Origin of the sequence: Catenovulum agarivorans DS-2 (assembly GCF_000568405.1) — a bacterium.
Lineage (GTDB): Bacteria > Pseudomonadota > Gammaproteobacteria > Enterobacterales > Alteromonadaceae > Catenovulum > Catenovulum agarivorans_A.
The window spans coordinates 1-18820 of sequence record NZ_ARZY01000004.1; the positions used below are offsets into that span (position 1 = coordinate 1).

Consider the following 18820-nt stretch of genomic DNA (forward strand, 5'->3'; position numbering starts at 1 on the left):
ATTTGTCCACGAAAGATCAACAGGCCCTAGCCCCCTGATAACTTGTCTGACCTCAATTAGATTTTAATGAGCTCAGCAGTATAAAGAACTTCTGTTGGTGAACCCGTAGGCGAGCCACCTATTGGTTCTAAACTAACGGCTAGCAAAGCAATATTGCCGTTTGCAAAATCTTGAGGAACGGGCAGCGAAGCCGTGCCCGATTTAGGCAATAAACCAAGTGAAATTGGCGCTTCTTGTGTTTTCACTACCATCCATAGTTCATAATCTTTGTCACTACGCGCAACTAATTTGTCACTTGCTTTCACAATAAGTTGTTCACTGGTGACGTCAATCAACCATAATGATTGTTGTTGCTTGCCTTTAACAAGCGCAAACTGATCACTAACAAATCGTTGATCGACTGGTTGAATTGGCTGCATTAATAAAATAGCAAGTACCAAACTCGCGGCTAAACTGATGGCACTAATGGTTGGCCAGAACCAGTTGTTTTTTGTGTTGTCTTGTGTGTTACCGTCGCTACGAGCTTGAGTTAGCAACGAAATCTTTCCGCCATGAATGCGAGCTTGAATTTTTGTCCATACCTCTTCATTTGGTACCTTGTGGGGTAATGGTGTACCTAATGCATTTAGATGGCGTTCCCACTGTGTTGTGGCCTCGCGAGCGTGGCTAGAGGTCATGAGTAAACGTGCAAAACGTTTACGAGCGGCGCCGTTTAGAGTGCCTAGTACGTATTCTGCTGCTAGGTAACTCATGAGTTCGTCATTGTCATACTTCATATTCCAAGGCACCTCTTAAGTTGTGATAAACCTCGACGGATCCAGCTCTTTACCGTTCCCATTGGATCACCCAAATAAGATACTACTTCGCTATGGCTGAAACCGCGAAAATAAGCCAAATGAATAGCTTGGCGTTGCTCCGGAGCCAGAGCTTCAATACAGTGAGACAGCTGAGAGTTTTCTTCTACCACAATCTGCTCTTGTGCATTATGTTCTTCATTTAAGTCTTGTTCCTGTCTAACTTTTTGATAGCGCAACATGTCTAAGCAACGGTACCTAGCGATACTCACCATCCAACTTAGCACTTCGCCTTTATCCACTTGGTAATCACTAGCATTGTGCCAAATGCGGACATAGGCTTCTTGCAGTGCCTCATCGGCTAGTGCTCCGTTGCCAAGCATTTTTCGGCAGATTGTATTGAGTAAACCACTGGTGTCTTTATATAAATACTCAAAAGCTTTTTGATCTCCTTCAGCTACTGCAATTAGCCATGGTAAATGTTTATCTTTTTGCACGTATATATCCCCTAAACGAATTACAAACCAATTTGGATGCATAATTTTCAACCAGCCTAGCACATAAAGGTTGATATACCATTTACCGTGTTAATAAATGTTAACAACATCAAGTACTTCAAAATCCTAAGCGTTTTTTTATTTATGATTTGTGTTATGGCATGGGAGCTTATTTCAATATGTGTCGCTGGTAGAGCTCAACCTATGTTGCTCGTTGCTTAGGTGTGTTGGTGGCTACATGGTGGTATTAATATTACTTTTGCTCAGGCCTTTTTGCTTTTTCAACCAATCGTTCGGGCATTTTTGTTGCGAGTGACGCCAGGGCCTTTTCAGCGCGTTTGTGCATTTTTTTATCGGCGATAACAGTGTTGTGCAGCCAGTGGTAGGCGTCTTCAAAATCAAGTGGGCTACCAAGGCCTTGATCAAGGTATTCGGCAAATTGAACTCTTGCTTTTATGTGGCCAAGCGCGGCGGCTTCACGTAGATAGTTGATTGCGCGTTTATCATCTTGTTGCACGAGTATGCCGTTGGCGTAATAACGACCTAGTTGCTCAAGTGCACCGGGTAAACCTTGGTGAGCGGCTTGTTGCATATAGTACAAACCTAACTCGGGGTTTTTATCCACGCATACACCCCAAGCTAACATATCACCCCATAAAAATTGATATGCAGGGGTTTTAACGATTTGTGCACGAGCTTCAATATCTTCAACCAACTGACATCTATCTTCTTTTACGCGAGTGAGGTGAGTGTTGTTATTTATCCAACCGATTAATTCTTCTTGCGAGTAAATTTGCACAACTTTTAAGTTATCAAATTCATTGGCTTGGCTGTTAGCGGTTGTAAAGAGGCTAAACAAAGTTGCAAACGCACAAACGGCCACTGATGTTTGTTTTAAAGTTGAATTGTTGTTAGCCATAGATATCTGCCAAAAAAATGTCGTTAAGTTAAATTTAGCTCAATGTAGATGATTTAAGCAGATATTGTGCCGAATTTAAATGTTCAATGATTGGCGATTAAATTGTAAGGTATAGCAAAATTTTATTGGGAATGATTATGATAGAGTTTACTTCGGTACACACACCAAAATTAGTTGCGTTGAATCCAGCTGAGCACAGAAAATTACGTATGTTGGTGGATAAAATCGAATTGCATAACGCTCAGCAGCATATGGCACCAGCGATGTTTTCTGAATATGTTCGATTGGCTGCCAATTATCCAATTGTACTAAGTAAAAATGAGCACACAGGCCAATTCACCACTAATGTTTTATTTGGTTTAGAACAAAATGAAAATTTATTTTGGGATAAAAATCAATGGCAAGCAGCCTACACTCCGATGCAAGTGCGCCGCCAGCCATTTTTTATTGGCCAAGAACCAAACGAAGCTGAGCCTAGTAAACCTAAATATGTGTTGTGTATTGATGAAAACAGCCCAGCTTTAAGTTTTGAGCAAGGAGAGGTGTTGTTTGATGAAAACGGTGAACAAACCGAGGTGTTTAAACAAAGTTATCAGGTGATCAGTGATATTTTAAAAGACGAGCCAATCACACAAGACTTTGTTCATCATTTAGTTCAACTCGACTTAATCGAACCGATGAACTTAGACATCGTGTTAGACAACCAACAAAAATTACAAGTGAATGGTTTATATACCATATCTAACGAAGGTTTAAGTATGTTGAAAGCTGCTGAACTAGCGATGCTTAACGATAAAGGCTACTTAAGTGCTTGTTTTGCTCTTGCGCACTCAGTCGCACAAATTCATACATTGATTCAACTAAAAAATCGGCGTGTTCAATCAAGCTAAAGCCACTTTGTGTTTTAGCCAATAGCTGACTATGCTTATAGCTACTTTCGTCGTTTAGTTGTGGGTAAAAAGCTTGTTACTTAGGTTGACCATATTTTTTGTCGCTATATGGACACAGGCAACGGCATTTGCGTTTGGCACTTTGTTTACCTATATGGGAAACGAATCTGTGGAGGACGAGCGCAATAATTATGACAAGCGTTTACTCGAGCTTGCGCTGGAAAAAACTGTTGCTGAATACGGCCCATTTGCAATGGTGCCGACGAGTAAAGGCATTAATTTAAGTCGGATAATTAAGTTAGCCGAAGCTAATCATTTTAATAATTTCTTTTTTAAATTCTCTGTTACTGACGAAATGCTCAGTAAATTTCTGTCAATTCAAATACCAATTGATAGGGGGGTAGTTGGTTATAGAATTGCTTTTGTTCACCAACAGAATCAATACGCATTCGCCAATGTTAATAGTCTGAAATCTCTTACCGATTACTCAATTATTCAGGGAATAGGCTGGTTGGATACACAAATTCTCCACCATAACAAACTGAGTGTTTTTCAGGTTAGTAATTACAACAGTATGTTCGCTATGGTTGAGCGCAAGCGGGTTGATTTATTTTTCAGAGGGATAAACGAAATCACGCATGAGTTTGACGACTTTTCTATTGCTTACAATAATTTACGGATTGAGCCTCATTTGCTGCTGGTTTATCCATTACCCAGGTTTTTTATGACCTCGAAAGACAATGGTAAAAATGCAGAGCGAGTTGAACTTGGACTAAAGCGAGCTTGGCAAGACGGCAGTTTTGTTGCTTTATGGCGAGAACATCATTTAGCTAGCATCAAAAAAGTTAACTTGTCGGAAAGAAAAATTATTCGTTTAGACAACCCATTTATCAAAACGTTACCAAGCAACTACACCCAATATAACTTTACTATTGACGAGCTTATTACTGAGCCAAAGGCAAACAAAAACTAAATTCACTGCCTTTTTCAGGCGCTGATTTAACCTTAATTTCGCTTTTGTGTAACTTGAGCAAATGGTTGACTATAGCTAAGCCTAAACCCGCATTGAGTGATTGGCTTTTGCTATTGCTGGCTTTGTATCTAGCATCGAATATATGCTTGAGTTCTGTTGGGGGAATGCCCACGCCAGAGTCAACAATTTTTATCAGCGATTGATGCGCGTTTACTCCAAGTACAATATCGATACAGCCGTGGGGGGGAGTATGGCGAATTGCATTGTCGATTAAATTGACAAATATGCGTTCTAATTTAGCGATATCGGCTAGTACAATTGGTGAAATGTGTTCGGGCATTTTAACTTGCACGCTAACTTGGGCTTTTTGCGCTTGAAAGGAGAGTCTTTGCACAATATCCAGCGTGAGTTCAACCAAGTTTACTCGCTCAAAGTGAGTTTTAATATCGCCATGTTCTAGTCGAGCAAGCTCGAACAGGGCTTCTACCAGCTGGCTGAGTTGTTGAGTATTTTTATGTGCCCTTTCAATTAATTGTGGGCTTTTCTGTGGTTCATCTGCAATTAACCAAGTTTCTAAGTAACCATTGAGTGCTGTGAGTGGTGTTCTAAAATCATGAGATATGTGCGAGAGCAATTCAGTTCGCAGCTGTTCGGTCGATTTTATCTGACTAAATTGCTGTTGAATATGTGTTGCTGCTAGCTGAATATCTTGCTGGAGTAAATCAATTTCATCAGAACTAAACCAGCTTTTGTGCAGTTGTGGCAATTGACTATAGTTGCTATCAACAAAACTATGTAATTGTTGGCTCACTTGGCGTACAGGCCGGCTAACGATATGAATAATTAATGCCAAAACTATTGCGGCAAACATTAGGCTTAGCAGTAAAATAATTAAACCATTTTGCAAAACTTGGCTGGCAGATAACATATCCACTAAGCCAGTAAACTTTTGTCCGCCAATAACAACATACAAATACCCTGTTATGTCACCTTGCGGTGTGTAAATTGGCGCAGCTGAAAATATTTTTTGTTCGCCAGGGGTACGCGGATCACTGCCATAAATCGGATAACTTTGCCCTGCTAAAAATGCTTTTATCGGAGCAAGCTTTATCTGTTTTAGCTTAACTACTCCAGCGGGGGCAGAATAAGCTAAAATTTGGCCATTTGCGTCAATGGCATAAAACTCCCACTCAGGCCCCAACAACATTTGCGTATGGAATACTTGTTTTAAATCCGTTTGGTTAATAACGCCACGTTGTAAATCATGGCTATCGTGAATAAGGTGATGGGCTAATTCGTGGTGGAGTTGTTGTTTAACTTCGTGGCTAAAGGTTTGGCTGTTCGACACATACCAATTAAATGCCAATGCGCTAAACAGTAAAAACAATAATGTGCATACTAAACTTAAACGGGCTGCCAGAGTGTTAAACATAAGGGTATCCTAATGGACTAATTGATTGGGTGCGACAAACTTGTAACCGACACCCCAAACAGTTTGCAGCCATTGTGGATTCGTTGGGTCGACCTCTAATTTCGCTCGCAAGCGATTAACCGTAGAATTAACGGTATGGGCAGAGTTTGCGTGTTGATAACCCCAAATTTGCTCCAACAAATGTTCGCGTGAAAACACTCGGCTAGGTTGTTGTGCAAGAAAATGCAGTAGTTCAAATTCCTTGTGGCTGATATCCTGAAATTCCCCGTTGAGTTTTATTTGATAGCGGTTTGGGTCAATTTCTAGCTGCTCAAAGGTTAACACTGGCTGCAAATTTTCATCTCGCTCGCCAGCAGTTAAGCTGTGTAAACGACGCAGATGTGCTTTTACCCGTGCTTGTAGTTCTAAAACTGAAAAGGGTTTAGTTAGGTAGTCATCAGCGCCACTTTCAAGCCCCACCACTAAATCCAGCTCAGACGATTTAGCCGTCAGCATAATAATTGGAATATTTGGATGTAATTGACGCATGCGTTTACAAAGTTTCAAACCATCAGTACCGGGCAACATAATGTCAAAAATAGCCAAATCATAATGTTGATTAAGTTGTTTGTAGGCCTGGTTGCCGTCGTTAATCACGGTAATTTTATGGTCTAACATTCCTAAATTTATCGATACTATGTTGGCAATATCTGGATTATCTTCCACCAATAAAATATGTTTACACATAATTGCTCCCTATCATCTACCCAAGCTGGTTTAGATAAGGAGCGTGTTTTCAACAATTTTATTGCATACGAGTGATGGTTATTTTTGTGACAGGGTTATCAAATTTGTGCTCGGGGCTGAGTAACGAACCCGTTAGCTCTGCATTTGACAACACACCAGGGTGAATATGCACTCGGTCAACATCATTTCGAGCACTATTGTAACCTTCGCCACCGGCTGCAGGACCTGGCAAATTAATCTCATCATTTGCTTCTGTACCGGCATCGTACGCCATGGTGGTGTAGTGCATGCTCATGCCGACATCTAAGCTAGACAAATCTATAGCTGTTTTGCCAGTAAAAGCATCGTTGGTATTAACCAGCATAGTTGCAATAGATAAATGCATATAATTTTCGTACATGCTTTCTATCATCCAACTTTGGCTATTACCTGGCATTAAAATGCCCTCACCAGAGTAGGCCATTTTTACTGAAGGTAATTCAGCAAGTTGGCTGTTGTCACCGCCTTCAGCCATCACCTCTAGCGCATTACTAGCCAATTCACCCATCATCCATAATTTAGTTGATGCATTGTGTAGGGTTAAACTTACAGGTGACATCGGCTGTGCTTGGGTTAAGTTAGTCACAGTGATCTGGTAGTGATAACTTTGCTTCATCTCATCATCTTTGTCGTCATCATCGCTGTTAATATCAATGCTACAGCCGCTCAATACAGACATTCCAGCAATGAGTGATAACCAAATCAAACTATGAGCAGGTTTAAATTGAGTTTTCATAGCCAACTCCTTATTTCACTGTTACCACTAATTTTGCTACCGGATTTAACCAACGATGCACGCGACTATCTAAATCAGACATGCCGCCAGCATTGTCTGTGTCACCAACATTACCTGGGTGGATGTGTACCATGTTGTTGGCTTCAGTAGTGCGTACGCCAGATGCGCCTGAACCACCATCTCCATTCGGTGCAACTGGAATCCCAGGTGTGCCAGAAGCACCACCACCGTTAATTATTTCATCGTTTGCTTCAGAGCCTGCATCATATGCGTTTAACCAAACTGTGTAAGTGCCAGCTTCAGATGGGATCTTCCAGCTGTCTAAACCAACAAAACCATCGTTAGTTGGCAATAACATAGCTGTGAGGGACAAATACATATTGTCTTGCGTATCTAACATGGCCGTAGTCATGGCACCTGCACCCAGCATACCTTGCGCTGGATTTTCAACTACAACACCACCTGCAGTTGTTACTTGGCTAGATAAATCGTCTATTGCACCACCTTCAGCCATTTTTTGTAATGCGGCAGATGCCGTATCACCTACTTTAAACAACATGGTTTGGCTGTCATGCGCTGCAACTAACACGGGGGTAAAAGTAATGCCGTGAGTTAAGTTATATAGTTTAATATCTAACTCAGCCGCTTGAGCTGAAAAAGCACTTGCTGCCAATGCTGCTGCCATGACTGCGTTTTTTGCGAGTGATTGAGCTGTTATTTTCATTTTGATTCTCCGTCAAAGGAATTTAGTTATCAGGTCAGAATCATTGTCGAAAATAACTATCGCAAAACAATATAAGTAAATATCACAAAAGTATCCCAAGTTGTTTTCGTACAATAGTTCGAGGTGTGGAGCTTGGGTGATTGTTTAATTTGTGCAGGACATTAGACTCAAACCTAAGCTTTAATAGCAGGGATTAGCACCAAAGTGCTAGAGCATAATTATCGCAAAAACGCAGCAAGTACGTCCTTGTATGCTTCGCTTTTTCATCCATGAAAAAGAGATTTTGCTCTAAATTATTGTTCTATCACTTTTCACAAGTCACCTTAATAAAAGAAAACTCAAATGAATATAACGTTAAAACTAGCCCAACAGCTAATCACTAACACAATTGAAATCGCCACCAGTAAAAATCAGCAAGTCGCAGTCGCGATTGTTGATGCACACGGTGAATTGCTTGCATATGCTCGAATGGATGGCACAGCTTTGCATGCAGGCGTGCTTGCACAAAACAAAGCTTATACCTCAGCGCGAGATAGACAAAAAACATCGTCACTGGCGAAATGGGCGCAACAAACAGGTAAAGATTTAGCCTATTGGACAGATGTAAAATTTACCGGCATCGCGGGTGGTGTACCCATTGAAAGCAACCAAGGGGTGATTGGCGCAATTGGCATTAGTGGTTTAGCTGAAGAAGATGATGAAGCGTTAGCGTTAAATGTGCTGAAGATTAGTTTGTAGCTTGCCGTTTATCACGGCTATAAACCGCTTATCATGTTTAGTTGTCAAAGCAGCTCCAGCCAAGTAAATTTAATGCTTGGGTAACTTGTTGTAAATTCTATTATGTCGTTTTGGTCAAAAGAGCCATTGTTTTGGCTGTTCCACGCTATCGCACTTGCTTGTTATTTGCTGGTGGTGGCTGTGTTAATGCTGCCATCTCCAGATTGGCTATTGTACACAGTGCTGAGCTCGGGCAGCAAAATGGTGTTTCTGCTGTTGGGCTGTTTTATTTTTCGTTTCCTGTACCAGAAATATGCTTGGCAACACCTTCAATTGTTTCATTTAGCCAAGTATATAGCGCTGACGAGTGTTATTGTCAGTGTTATGGCGTGCTCGCTTAGTTTGGCTATTAGTTATTTTTCAGCAAAATGGGTATTGGCTGAAAGTTTATATCAAAGTGTTATTTTGCATGGCGAAACTAAGCATAAAGTTTTAGAACTGGCGTGGAACATTTTTAGCTGCATATTTATGGTGTTGGGGTGGTGTGCGCTGTATTGTTTTGTTGAACACCGCAAATTACATTTTGCAACCAAACTTGAAAACTTACAGCTGCAACAAGCACTAAAACAAGCGCAATTAGATGCATTGCACACGCAACTTAATCCACACTTTTTGTTTAATAGTTTAAATAACATTCGTAGTTTAATTCGCATTAACTCTGAACAAGCGATTGAGATGATAACAGCGCTGTCGCAAATCTTGCGCTTTTCACTTACGCATCAACAAGCTGATAAAATTCCGCTTGAAAGTGAGTTAGCCATCGTCGATTGTTTAATTGATATTGCGCAACTGCAATTTGCCGAACGGCTGGTTTTTAGCAAACAGCTTGATGCTGGTTTAATGCAAGCGCAAGTGCCACCTTTGGCGATACAAATTTTGGTTGAAAATGCGCTGAAACATGGTGTTGACCAACGAAAATCGGCCACAGAACTTAAGCTGACAATTAAACGTAACAATCAGCAGTTGAATATTGAAGTCAGCAACTGCGGTTCGCTTACCCCTGTGAATAAACAAACTCATGGTGAAGATAAAACAGCAGTCGGATTAAAAAATTTAACTCAAAGGTTGCAGTTGGTATATGCCAATCAGGCTAGCTTTCTATTAACCGAAGCTGATGGAAAAGTTGTTGCCAAATTAAATATGCCATTACAAATAGGACGGGAAAATGCGCACCTTGCTTGTTGAAGATTCATATCTTGCCAGAGAAGACTTAAAAGCAATGCTGGCAAAACACCCTGAAATAGAGTTAGTGGCTGAAGCGAGCAATGTAACCGAAGCACTAGAGCTAGTAGCAATGCAACAAGCCAAAAAACAAGCGGTTGAGTTAATCTTGCTGGATATTCATTTGCCAGAACAAGATGGTTTTGCTTTGCTGGAACAAATTGATGCCGAACTGAAAGTGATATTCATAACTGCTTATTCGGAGTTTGCGATTAAGTCATTTGACTATCACACGGTCGATTATTTGGTGAAACCTGTGCATCCAAAAAGGTTAGCTGCAGCAATCAAAAAATTACAAGTGCCACAAACTGGCGAGTTGGGTGATACCAACACTGCTTTTTCTGAGCAAGACCGAATTTTTGTCAAAGATGGTGACAATTGTTACTTGGTTGCACTAAAAAATATTCAGCGCATTGAAAGCTGCGGCAACCACTCTTTATTGTATTTTTATCAGTACAACCACGCCAGCCAGTTACACAAAGCTTTTGTGTATAAGTCTTTAGTCAAACTAGCAGAGCGTTTACCTGAGCAAATGTTTTTTCGTGCCAATCGACAAAATATTGTTAATTTAACTTATGTAGAAAATGTCGAGCCTTGGGTGAATGGGGGCTTTAGGCTAACGCTAAACAATGGCCACGAAGTTGAAGTTTCACGCAGACACGCTAGCCAACTAAAAAACAATTATGCCTTTTAGCCGACTATTCTGCCGCTTATCATAATTTACAACATCTTATTAACCTCTGTGTTTAGACTGATATGCCCAAGCTTTGAAGTGGGTCACTTCGAGTAGCTTGGGGATATTCCTGCATCTAGCAGGCACACATGCAAACGATAAACAAAAACAGAGGGAACACAGGTGAAAAACTTTAAACCCAACCTACTAATGTTGGCGCTAACGGCAGCTGGCATAGCCGCACCAACTACAGTTTTGGCACAACAAAATAATACAATAGAACAAGATGAAGAAACTGAAGTCATTGAAATTCGTGGTATTCGCCGCAGTATTTTAGGTTCAATTGATAAAAAGCGTTTTAACGATACAGTTAGTGAAGTAATAGACGCAGGCGATTTAAATTCACTGCCAGATGTTTCAATTGCCGACGCATTGGGACGTTTACCCGGCGTGACCACCATTCGAGCCAGCGGCCAATCGTCACAATTAAATATTCGAGGCATGGATGGCGACTTTATCCAAACGACACTGAATGGCCGTGAACAGGCAAGTACCAGTGGTTATACAGCGGGGAGTCGTTGGATCTCTTTTGACCAATATCCAGCAGAATTGATTAACCAAGCAGCTGTATATAAGTCCCCTAAAGCGTCTTTGGTTGAAGGTGGCGTCGCAGCAACTGTTGAGTTAAAAACGGTCAATCCGTTGACTGCGGAAAAACAGCATAGCTTTTCAGGCTCGGCCCGATATTCGTGGAATGACGAAGCAGGAGAGATTGATGGTGAGGAATCAGGCCATCGACTCAGTTTGTCTTACCAAGGAAAGTTTTTAAATGATACCTTGGGTGTAGCGGTAGGCGCAGCTGTACTTGACCAACCTAACTTCTTCAAAGGTTTTGATGCGCATGAACCAAGTAATCGGCAAGATTATCGCCAAGATGGCACTCAAGTCCGCTCACTTGACGGCATACAACTTAGGTATGCGCGCGGCAAAGACGAGCGCACTGGGATGTTATTCACCACTGTATATCAACCAACAGATAATTTTAAAGTTGCGTTTGATTACTTTCGCTCAACTTTTAAATCAGAGGATTTCCGCCATGGCCTAAATTTCGAGGGTATGGAAAAGTCGATTAACCTGTATGATGTGACAAACCCTGTATATGAAATTGTCCCACAAGCTGAAGGCGAAGTAGACGACAACGATTGGCTGGTTGGCGGTACTGTACACAATATGGCTTATAACGGCCCTTGGTTTGAAATGCGCTCAGAAGACCAAACCACAGATGCAACCACTGACAGTTATGGTTTTAACGCTGAATACTTGGGCGACAATTTCGAAATAAAACTTGATATCGCGCGTAGTGAAGGTAAAAAAACGCGTATGGATATGATTGCCAGTATGCATGCCTACGAATTTGGCACTGATACAGTGACTGATGGCGACGGCAACGATGTCCAGGTAGAAACTTGGCAAGAAAAGTCAGACCAACAAATTACCTTTGCCTATCAAAATCAACAAATGCCCAGTGTTGTACTGAATACAGACTACACAGATCTAGACTACATGCGTTTGGGTATTTTTGAACGCTTCCCGCATTTGTATACAGATAAAATAGACAGCGCCAAACTCGATTTTAAATTGCATTTAGAAGGCGATTTTTTCACTTCAATTGAATTTGGTACTCGTTTGTCTGAGCGTCGTTTTGAAGACAAACGCAGCGTATTTAGATGGGGTACACGAGAAGGCCAAAAAGGCTACCGCATGCCCGATGGCACAGTCGTTAATGATCCAAATACCACCTGTGAGTTTAATCACTATGGTTATGATTGTACGCCAAGATCGCTGGAAGGTTTTACTAAGGTTACTGAACTAGATGGATTAAAGTTTCTTGAAGTTACTGATATGAAAGGTTTAGGCGATGCAACTTTTGGTGTTGGTGGTTATGAAGCACAGCAAACTTGGAATCACAATTGGACTTTAATTGAAAGTGGTGCGGTAGAAGAAAAAGTCAGTGCTGGTTATGTGATGGCTAACTTTAATACCGACCTTGGTAATGTTGGCGTAACAGGTAACTTTGGTGTGCGTGTTGTTAGAACTGATACTAAAACCATTGGTATTCAGCAATTACAAGGTGGCTTAATTGGTGATGAAATTACCGATGACAATGGTGTGACCCGTAACGACTATGAAAATGTTAAATACGGCCCTGAATACACAGACACCTTGCCTTCGGTAAACTTAAATTTCCAAATATCAGAGCAGGAGCAAATCCGTTTTGCAGCGGCTAAGGTACTAGGTCGCCCTCCGGTTTATCAATTACGCGGTGGTGCTGGTTCTTGGGCGGATACGGCCAACGATGGTACGAGCCCTAGATACAATGTTTGGTCTAAAGGGAATCCAAATTTAGACCCGTTTAGAGCGACTCAGTACGATCTGTCGTACGAATATTTCACCGACAATGGCGGCGCATTTACCGCGGCAATTTTCTATAAAGACATTGAATCAGTAATTGAATCCATTACCTATAACGAAGGCGATATCCCTTGGTCTGCAATTGGTTTAGAAGCGCCAGAAGGTTTTGTTGAGGGGCAATATCAAACGGTACGTAACACGGATGAAGGTGGTTATATGCAAGGTTTGGAGCTTGCTTTCACCACCATGTTCGATCAATTGCCTGGAGTGTTTTCTGGCTTAGGTATTAATGCCAATTACTCATATACCGACAGTGAAATAGGTTTAGACGGAGGTAATACTTTTACGAATGTCCACGTGAGCCTACCCGGTTTGTCTGAACACGTATGGAGCGCAACCGTATTTTGGGATATTGATAATTTAAGTACCCACTTTAACGCTAGATACCGTGACGAATATATCTACAACGGTGCTACACCTGGTGGTGCCACTTTTGAGCTAGCAGATGAGTACTTAATTGTTGATTGGCAAGTAAGTTATAACTTCAACAATGGTGTGGACGCCGTGCTGCAAGTGAATAATTTAACCAATGAATCCAATTCATCGACCTATGGCACACCATTATCAACAGGGCGCTACCATAGTTTTGGTCGTCAATTCTTTGTTGGCGCAAACTTCAACTTTTAGTTGTCGCTAACATAACTAAGCTCACAGCCATTTGGTTGTGAGCTTTTATAAACAGGGTTACGGAGTTGAGTTGATGAAAAATATATGTATCTTAGGTGGTGGCACGGCAGGTTGGATGACAGCATGTTTAATGGCAAAACACTGGAATAATCGCCAACCAGACAGTCAAACTGAAAAAGTGCAAATTACTCTAATTGAATCAGATAAAGTACCAAGCATTGGTGTGGGTGAAGGCTCAACCCCGCAGCTTAAAAAATTATTTGATACATTGGACATTAGTGAACAAGAATGGATGCCTGCTTGCCATGCCACATACAAAAATGGCATTCGTTTTGTTGATTGGTCTACTCGAGCTGGCTTCAAGCAATACTTCCATCCTTTTCCAGCACAAGTGGATGATCACACAGTACCGGGGTTTTTTCACAACAGCTTTTTAATTCGCAAAGGGATTGATTTAGACGCTCACCCTGATCATTTTTTTCTAACCACACATTTGGCAAATCAAAATAAAGCGCCAATTTCAGCAGAAAATTTTCCGTTTGAGGTGAACTATGGTTATCACTTCGACGCCGCCAAAGTTGCGCGAATACTTAAAACAAAAGCGCAGCAACTGGGGGTATCTGTGGCTGTTGCAACAATTGAGCATGTTGAGCAAGATATAGCTGGGAATATTAAACTGCTAATCGGTCAAGACGGCCAAACTTTTTCAGCTGATTATTTTGTTGATTGTTCAGGCTTTCAATCACTATTGTTGCAGCAAAGCCTAGCGGTGCCATTTCAATCTTTTTCAGACAATTTATTTAATGACAAAGCCGTGGTGTTAAGTGTGCCACGTAAAAGCCAGCAACCACTAATGAGCCAAACAATTTCCACTGCATTAAAGCATGGCTGGATGTGGCAAATACCGCTACAGCACAGAACAGGGTTTGGCTATGTTTATAGTAGTCAATACACAAATGCGGAGCAGGCTGAACAAGAGCTACGTAATAGATTAGTTGCTCAAAGCGCTGATATTTCAGCGCGGCATATAAATATGCGGGTGGGTCAAGTGACTAAGCACTGGCATAAAAACTGTGTGGCTATTGGTTTGTCACAAGGATTTATCGAACCTTTAGAAGCAACTGCTTTGCATATAGTGCAAGAAGGTATTGAAGGTTTTATTGATGCACTCCACAAGGGTGGCTTTAGTAACCAACTTCAAGCCGACTACAACCAACAAATGACAGCGCGTTTTAATGCGATCCGTGATTATATTGTTGCGCATTACAAGCTCAATACACGCAAAGACACGCTTTATTGGCGTAACAATGCGGCCAATCAAAATTTGTCAGACTCATTGCAGCACATTATAAAAACTTGGTTTAGTGGGCAAAATTTGTCAGACGAGTTGGCGCGGCAGAAAATAGACGAGTATTACCCGAGTGTCTCTTGGCATTGTTTATTAGCAGGCTATGGCCACTTTCCGGACAAACAGCAGTTAATTGAAGGCAATGATTTTGCTAAACAGTACTCAATTGAGCAAATCAACAAATTTATTCACGCCTGTTGTCTGAACTACCCATCTCAGGTTGATTGCTTGGGTTGTTAAAATGCCAAGCAAAGAAACACTATCTTTTAAACTCAAGTGTATAGAAGCTGTTGTCCACCAGCAGCAAAGTTTGTGCAGTGTCGCAGAGCAACATCATGTCGGCAAACGCAAGCTCCTCAAATGGATTACTCAATACCATAGAGGGGAGCTGTATAGGCCACATGTTGAAGAGTTAAACCAAATACAATCTTCAGTGATTGATTTAGAGCGACAGCTTCAAGATCTGCAAGCTCTGACAAAAATGCTTTCCATGTACACCAAACAGAATTAAACGTTTTCAAGGTTGATATTTAACCTTTAGCGCTAGTTAGGTTTGTTAAACTCGCATTTTTCGCCTATTTTTTAATAAATATGTTAATTAAAGGTTCTAAAAAATGGGATTTTTGTAATCAATTAAGTTGACTATACAGAAATGATCATCTAGATTGTGTAAATGTTTACATTGATTTGCAGGTTAGCCTGCTTTTTTTTCGTAAACGATGTAAATGATTACATTGGCAAAGGGGCCACCAAAAAGGTTTTCCAACACATGGGTGAACACGATGAAAAATAATAAGTTTAACAAAACACGACTAGCAACCAGTTTATCACTGGTATTAAGTGCAACCGCATTTACCTCAGCACCAGTATTTGCTGAAGAAGGTGCTGATACTGAAGTGATTAAAGTAAAAGGCATACGCGGCAGTTTAATGCGTTCTGTTGATTTAAAACGCAGTGCGGCAGGTATTGTGGATGCAATTTCTGCTGAAGATATGGGTAAGTTTCCAGATACTAACTTGGCTGAGTCTTTACAGCGTATTACCGGTGTATCTATCGACCGCAGTAATGGTGAAGGCAGTAAGGTAACCGTGCGTGGCGTTGGACCTGATAATAACTTGGTATTGTTAAATGGCCGTCAAATGCCAACAGCAAATATTAATGCAACCAGTGCATCTGACTCTCGTTCTTTTGATTTTGCAAACTTAGCTTCCGAAGGGGTTGCTGCAGTTGAGGTTTACAAATCAGGAAAAGCTGACATTGCAACTGGTGGTTTAGGCGCAACCATTAACTTAACGTCGTTTAAACCGCTTAATAATCCAGGCACCAAATTGAGTGTGGGCGTTAAAGCTGTTCATGACACTTCAACAGACTCGGGTGATTCAGTTACACCTGAATTTTCAGGGTTATTTAGCCAAACATTTGCCGATGATAAAATTGGTATTGCAGTTGTTGCTAGTTATCAGAACCGTCAAAATGGTGCTGCGCGTGCTGAAGCGGGTAATGGTTGGCGGCCATTCTCCGCTACCCAAGATGCAACTTGGGGAACCTTGCCCGATGCGCCGGCTGATGGCAGTGCCGATCCTAATCATCTAAATCGTCCGTCTACTGGCATTTATGCGGTACCGCAAAACATGCTGTATGGGTTTAAAGAAGTCGAGCGCACGCGTACTAATGGCCAATTAACGCTGCAATTTAGGCCGTTTGATGAGTTAACCGCGACATTAGATTATACCTACTCTAAAAATGACGTCGACGTAAATCAAAATATTCATTCTGTGTGGATGAATTTTGGCCATACATCCAGCCAGTGGACCGATACTAACTCTGAAGGTGTTGCAGCACCTATTGTTATTACAGAAAACAATACAGGTGTCGCAGGTGACGAGCCACCGTTTGGCCATGCAAAAGGCGACTTAACTTTTGCTGATTTAGTTAGCCAAGTAGAGCAAAGTGGCCAAGTAAATGAAAATAAATCGGTTGGTTTTAACTTAGAGTATCAAGCGAACGATAATTTAAAGTTTACTTTGGATTACCACAGTTCAAGTGCTGAAGCTAAACCAAACACCATATATGGCAACAGCAATACGATCCAAATGGCGACCAATATTCGTGGTGAAACCACCATTGATTTTAGTTCTGAGTTTCCAGTGGTTAGTGTGAAATTCCCAGCAGAATATTCAGTTAACGATTTTGATGACGCAACGGCGCATCCTTTGAGTGATGTATCTGGTTTAGAGCCTGATCGCGTGCGAACAACTGGTACTAGCTTCCGTAACTCTTATATGAAATCTGAAATCGATCAGCTACAAGTTAAAGGGAAGTGGACCTTTGATAGTGGCATTGTTGAAAGCATTGATTTTGGCATTGGCAATAATGTGGTGGAAAACCGCAACGCTTATGCTTTCGCTGAGCGCGCTACATGGGGTGGGGTAGGTCAATATGACGATGTACCAAATGAGTTATTGGAAGCCAGTCGTTCAACCATGGTTGAACGTTTTGATAACTTACCCGGTGACAAATCCAACATGATAAACGAGTTTTGGGCGCCAGATTTTGAAGCCATCGCTAAGATTGTTGGTGAAAAATATGGTGATCCTTCAGACCCACAAACTTGGCCTTGTGGTACAACTATTTGTGCACCATCAAAATATCAAGAAGACCGACGCACTAAAGAAGAATCAGTTAGTGCTTATGTACAATCTAAGCTTGTTTTTGACCTAGGACCTATGCCTGCAACCATTTATGCTGGCGTGAGGTACGAAGAAACGGATGTAATTTCAACAACTCTGCTACCAGAAGTATTGCGCATTGGTTGGATTGCAGACAATGAATTTACAATTGAACGAGGCACTGAAGATGTCTTTGCAACAGGTAAAGGTAGCTATGACTACATTTTGCCCAATCTAGACTTACAGCTTGAAGTGGTTGAAGATTTATTTGTTAAAGCATCAGCGAGTAAAACCATTAGTCGTCCTGGCTATGGCAACTTAACAGCGGGAGGGCGTGTAAATGAAGCCCGTTATACAGGTGTTAAAGGCGCTAGAGGGAATCCAGGTTTATTGCCAATAGAGTCAACTAACTTAGATTTATCAGTTGAATTTTATTATGGTGAAGGTAGTTATGTGTCAGTCGGTTATTTTGATAAGAAGATTGATGGTTTTGTATCGGTAGAAGAAGTTAACGATACGCTGCCTGGCGTGTTTAATCCTGCTGCTGGTGAGCGATTTAATGACGCGGTTGCAGTGGTTGGTCCAAATGATCCTGCGGCTGTACGAGCCGAAATTCTTAAACAAAACCCAGCGGATGGTGTTTATATAGAAGAAGCTAACTCTACTACTGGTGAAGCAGCTAAAATCTGGGGGCACCCAACTGAAAACGCTGTTTTAGAAGTCACTTATACTCAGCCTGTAAACTCTGGCGGTAAAAACCTTGATGGTTTCGAGTTGGCAATACAGCACTTATTTGGAGACAGTGGTTTTGGTTTGATTGCCAATGCGACTATAGTTGATGGCGATCTAACTTACGACAATAGTTCATTGGAGCCACAAGAAGCACCATTGATTGGTTTGTCTGACTCTTATAACTTGGTTGGGTTTTATGACAAAGATGGTTTGCAAATCAGGTTGGCATATAACTGGCGTGATAGCTTCTTAAAAGCTACGAGTGATGCCAGTGTGACGCACAATCCAATCTACACCCAGGATTATGGTCAACTGGATGCAAATGTCAGTTTTGATATTAACGAAAACTTCACTGTATTCGCTGAAGCAATTAACGTCACTGACGAGTACACTCGTGATCATGGTCGTCATCAGCTAATGACCTATTTAATCGAGCAAACAGGTACACGCTATAACTTTGGAGCGCGTTACACCTTCTAAAGTCTTTGTTTGACCTTGTAGTAACCTTTGTGTGCCGCTAACTGAGCAATCATTAGCGGCTTTTTTTGATTTAGATTCACTTGCAGCTATT

At 41.3% G+C, this 18820-nt stretch carries 16 protein-coding genes; 9 read left to right on the top strand and 7 right to left on the bottom strand.

Annotated features, from left to right (window positions below; all coding sequences use genetic code 11):
• Nucleotides 1–56: 56 nt before the first annotated feature.
• The 3 genes from DS2_RS03170 to DS2_RS03180 all read right to left on the bottom strand — a co-directional run bounded on the left by DS2_RS03170 (nucleotide 57) and on the right by DS2_RS03180 (nucleotide 2210).
• Nucleotides 57–776, bottom strand: a complete 720-nt coding sequence (locus DS2_RS03170) for an anti-sigma factor (RefSeq protein WP_035013203.1) — start codon at nucleotides 774–776, stop codon at nucleotides 57–59.
• The gene (locus DS2_RS03175; RefSeq protein ID WP_051479601.1) at nucleotides 773–1291 is read right to left on the bottom strand and encodes a sigma-70 family RNA polymerase sigma factor; all 519 of its coding nucleotides are present in this window, start codon (nucleotides 1289–1291) and stop codon (nucleotides 773–775) included. The genes DS2_RS03170 and DS2_RS03175 overlap by 4 nt, the downstream gene beginning before the upstream one ends.
• Nucleotides 1292–1544: 253 nt before the next feature.
• Nucleotides 1545–2210 carry a tetratricopeptide repeat protein gene (locus DS2_RS03180; protein ID WP_035013204.1) on the bottom strand — a complete coding sequence of 222 codons (666 nt, stop codon included), beginning with the start codon at nucleotides 2208–2210 and terminating at the stop codon, nucleotides 1545–1547.
• 137 nt (nucleotides 2211–2347) lie between these two features.
• On the opposite strand from DS2_RS03180, the gene DS2_RS03185 reads away from it, so the two are divergent.
• Both DS2_RS03185 and DS2_RS03190 read left to right on the top strand, forming a co-directional pair.
• Nucleotides 2348–3100: a SapC family protein gene (locus tag DS2_RS03185; protein ID WP_035013205.1), complete on the top strand. Its 753-nt coding sequence runs from the start codon at nucleotides 2348–2350 to the stop codon at nucleotides 3098–3100.
• A gap of 73 nt (nucleotides 3101–3173) precedes the next feature.
• Entirely contained in the window at nucleotides 3174–4073 is a 900-nt protein-coding gene (locus tag DS2_RS03190; RefSeq protein ID WP_152537533.1) for a hypothetical protein, read from the top strand.
• Here DS2_RS03190 and DS2_RS03195 read toward each other — a convergent pair.
• The 4 genes from DS2_RS03195 to DS2_RS03210 are packed head-to-tail and all read right to left on the bottom strand — an operon-like array spanning nucleotide 4045 to nucleotide 7730.
• Nucleotides 4045–5505 (bottom strand): ATP-binding protein, encoded by a 1461-nt coding sequence (locus DS2_RS03195; RefSeq protein ID WP_035013206.1) that lies wholly within the window; start codon nucleotides 5503–5505, stop codon nucleotides 4045–4047. The two genes, DS2_RS03190 and DS2_RS03195, sit on opposite strands and share 29 nt — an antisense overlap.
• A 9-nt stretch (nucleotides 5506–5514) precedes the next feature.
• The gene (locus tag DS2_RS03200; RefSeq protein WP_035013207.1) at nucleotides 5515–6231 is read right to left on the bottom strand and encodes a response regulator transcription factor; all 717 of its coding nucleotides are present in this window, start codon (nucleotides 6229–6231) and stop codon (nucleotides 5515–5517) included.
• Between the two features lie 58 nt (nucleotides 6232–6289).
• A complete protein-coding gene (locus DS2_RS03205) occupies nucleotides 6290–7006 on the bottom strand; it encodes a spondin domain-containing protein (RefSeq protein ID WP_035013208.1) in 717 nt (238 codons plus the stop codon).
• A gap of 10 nt (nucleotides 7007–7016) precedes the next feature.
• A complete protein-coding gene (locus DS2_RS03210; protein ID WP_035013209.1) occupies nucleotides 7017–7730 on the bottom strand; it encodes a spondin domain-containing protein in 714 nt (237 codons plus the stop codon).
• 342 nt (nucleotides 7731–8072) lie between these two features.
• On the opposite strand from DS2_RS03210, the gene DS2_RS03215 reads away from it, so the two are divergent.
• The 7 genes from DS2_RS03215 to DS2_RS03245 all read left to right on the top strand — a co-directional run bounded on the left by DS2_RS03215 (nucleotide 8073) and on the right by DS2_RS03245 (nucleotide 18729).
• Nucleotides 8073–8468, top strand: a complete 396-nt coding sequence (locus DS2_RS03215) for a GlcG/HbpS family heme-binding protein (RefSeq protein WP_035013210.1) — start codon at nucleotides 8073–8075, stop codon at nucleotides 8466–8468.
• A gap of 102 nt (nucleotides 8469–8570) precedes the next feature.
• Complete coding sequence (locus DS2_RS19620) at nucleotides 8571–9692, top strand: sensor histidine kinase (protein WP_051479582.1); 1122 nt, start codon at nucleotides 8571–8573, stop codon at nucleotides 9690–9692.
• Nucleotides 9673–10422 carry a LytR/AlgR family response regulator transcription factor gene (locus tag DS2_RS03225; protein ID WP_035013211.1) on the top strand — a complete coding sequence of 250 codons (750 nt, stop codon included), beginning with the start codon at nucleotides 9673–9675 and terminating at the stop codon, nucleotides 10420–10422. Before DS2_RS19620 ends, DS2_RS03225 begins: the two co-directional genes overlap by 20 nt.
• Before the next feature lie 162 nt (nucleotides 10423–10584).
• Entirely contained in the window at nucleotides 10585–13500 is a 2916-nt protein-coding gene (locus tag DS2_RS03230; RefSeq protein WP_152537534.1) for a TonB-dependent receptor, read from the top strand.
• 73 nt (nucleotides 13501–13573) lie between these two features.
• Nucleotides 13574–15088: a tryptophan halogenase family protein gene (locus DS2_RS03235; protein WP_035013213.1), complete on the top strand. Its 1515-nt coding sequence runs from the start codon at nucleotides 13574–13576 to the stop codon at nucleotides 15086–15088.
• 1 nt (nucleotide 15089) lies between these two features.
• Nucleotides 15090–15359 carry a transposase gene (locus DS2_RS03240; RefSeq protein ID WP_035013214.1) on the top strand — a complete coding sequence of 90 codons (270 nt, stop codon included), beginning with the start codon at nucleotides 15090–15092 and terminating at the stop codon, nucleotides 15357–15359.
• Between the two features lie 271 nt (nucleotides 15360–15630).
• The gene (locus DS2_RS03245; RefSeq protein ID WP_035013215.1) at nucleotides 15631–18729 is read left to right on the top strand and encodes a TonB-dependent receptor; all 3099 of its coding nucleotides are present in this window, start codon (nucleotides 15631–15633) and stop codon (nucleotides 18727–18729) included.
• Nucleotides 18730–18820 lie beyond the last annotated feature (91 nt).

Coding starts and splice junctions, on each gene's coding strand:
- DS2_RS03170 (WP_035013203.1), bottom strand. CDS start 776: ATGAAGTATGACAATGACGAACTCATGAGTTACCTAGCAGCAGAATAC.
- DS2_RS03180 (WP_035013204.1), bottom strand. CDS start 2,210: ATGGCTAACAACAATTCAACTTTAAAACAAACATCAGTGGCCGTTTGT.
- DS2_RS03185 (WP_035013205.1), top strand. CDS start 2,348: ATGATAGAGTTTACTTCGGTACACACACCAAAATTAGTTGCGTTGAAT.
- DS2_RS03195 (WP_035013206.1), bottom strand. CDS start 5,505: ATGTTTAACACTCTGGCAGCCCGTTTAAGTTTAGTATGCACATTATTG.
- DS2_RS03200 (WP_035013207.1), bottom strand. CDS start 6,231: ATGTGTAAACATATTTTATTGGTGGAAGATAATCCAGATATTGCCAAC.
- DS2_RS03205 (WP_035013208.1), bottom strand. CDS start 7,006: ATGAAAACTCAATTTAAACCTGCTCATAGTTTGATTTGGTTATCACTC.
- DS2_RS03210 (WP_035013209.1), bottom strand. CDS start 7,730: ATGAAAATAACAGCTCAATCACTCGCAAAAAACGCAGTCATGGCAGCA.
- DS2_RS03215 (WP_035013210.1), top strand. CDS start 8,073: ATGAATATAACGTTAAAACTAGCCCAACAGCTAATCACTAACACAATT.
- DS2_RS19620 (WP_051479582.1), top strand. CDS start 8,571: ATGTCGTTTTGGTCAAAAGAGCCATTGTTTTGGCTGTTCCACGCTATC.
- DS2_RS03225 (WP_035013211.1), top strand. CDS start 9,673: ATGCGCACCTTGCTTGTTGAAGATTCATATCTTGCCAGAGAAGACTTA.
- DS2_RS03235 (WP_035013213.1), top strand. CDS start 13,574: ATGAAAAATATATGTATCTTAGGTGGTGGCACGGCAGGTTGGATGACA.
- DS2_RS03240 (WP_035013214.1), top strand. CDS start 15,090: ATGCCAAGCAAAGAAACACTATCTTTTAAACTCAAGTGTATAGAAGCT.
- DS2_RS03245 (WP_035013215.1), top strand. CDS start 15,631: ATGAAAAATAATAAGTTTAACAAAACACGACTAGCAACCAGTTTATCA.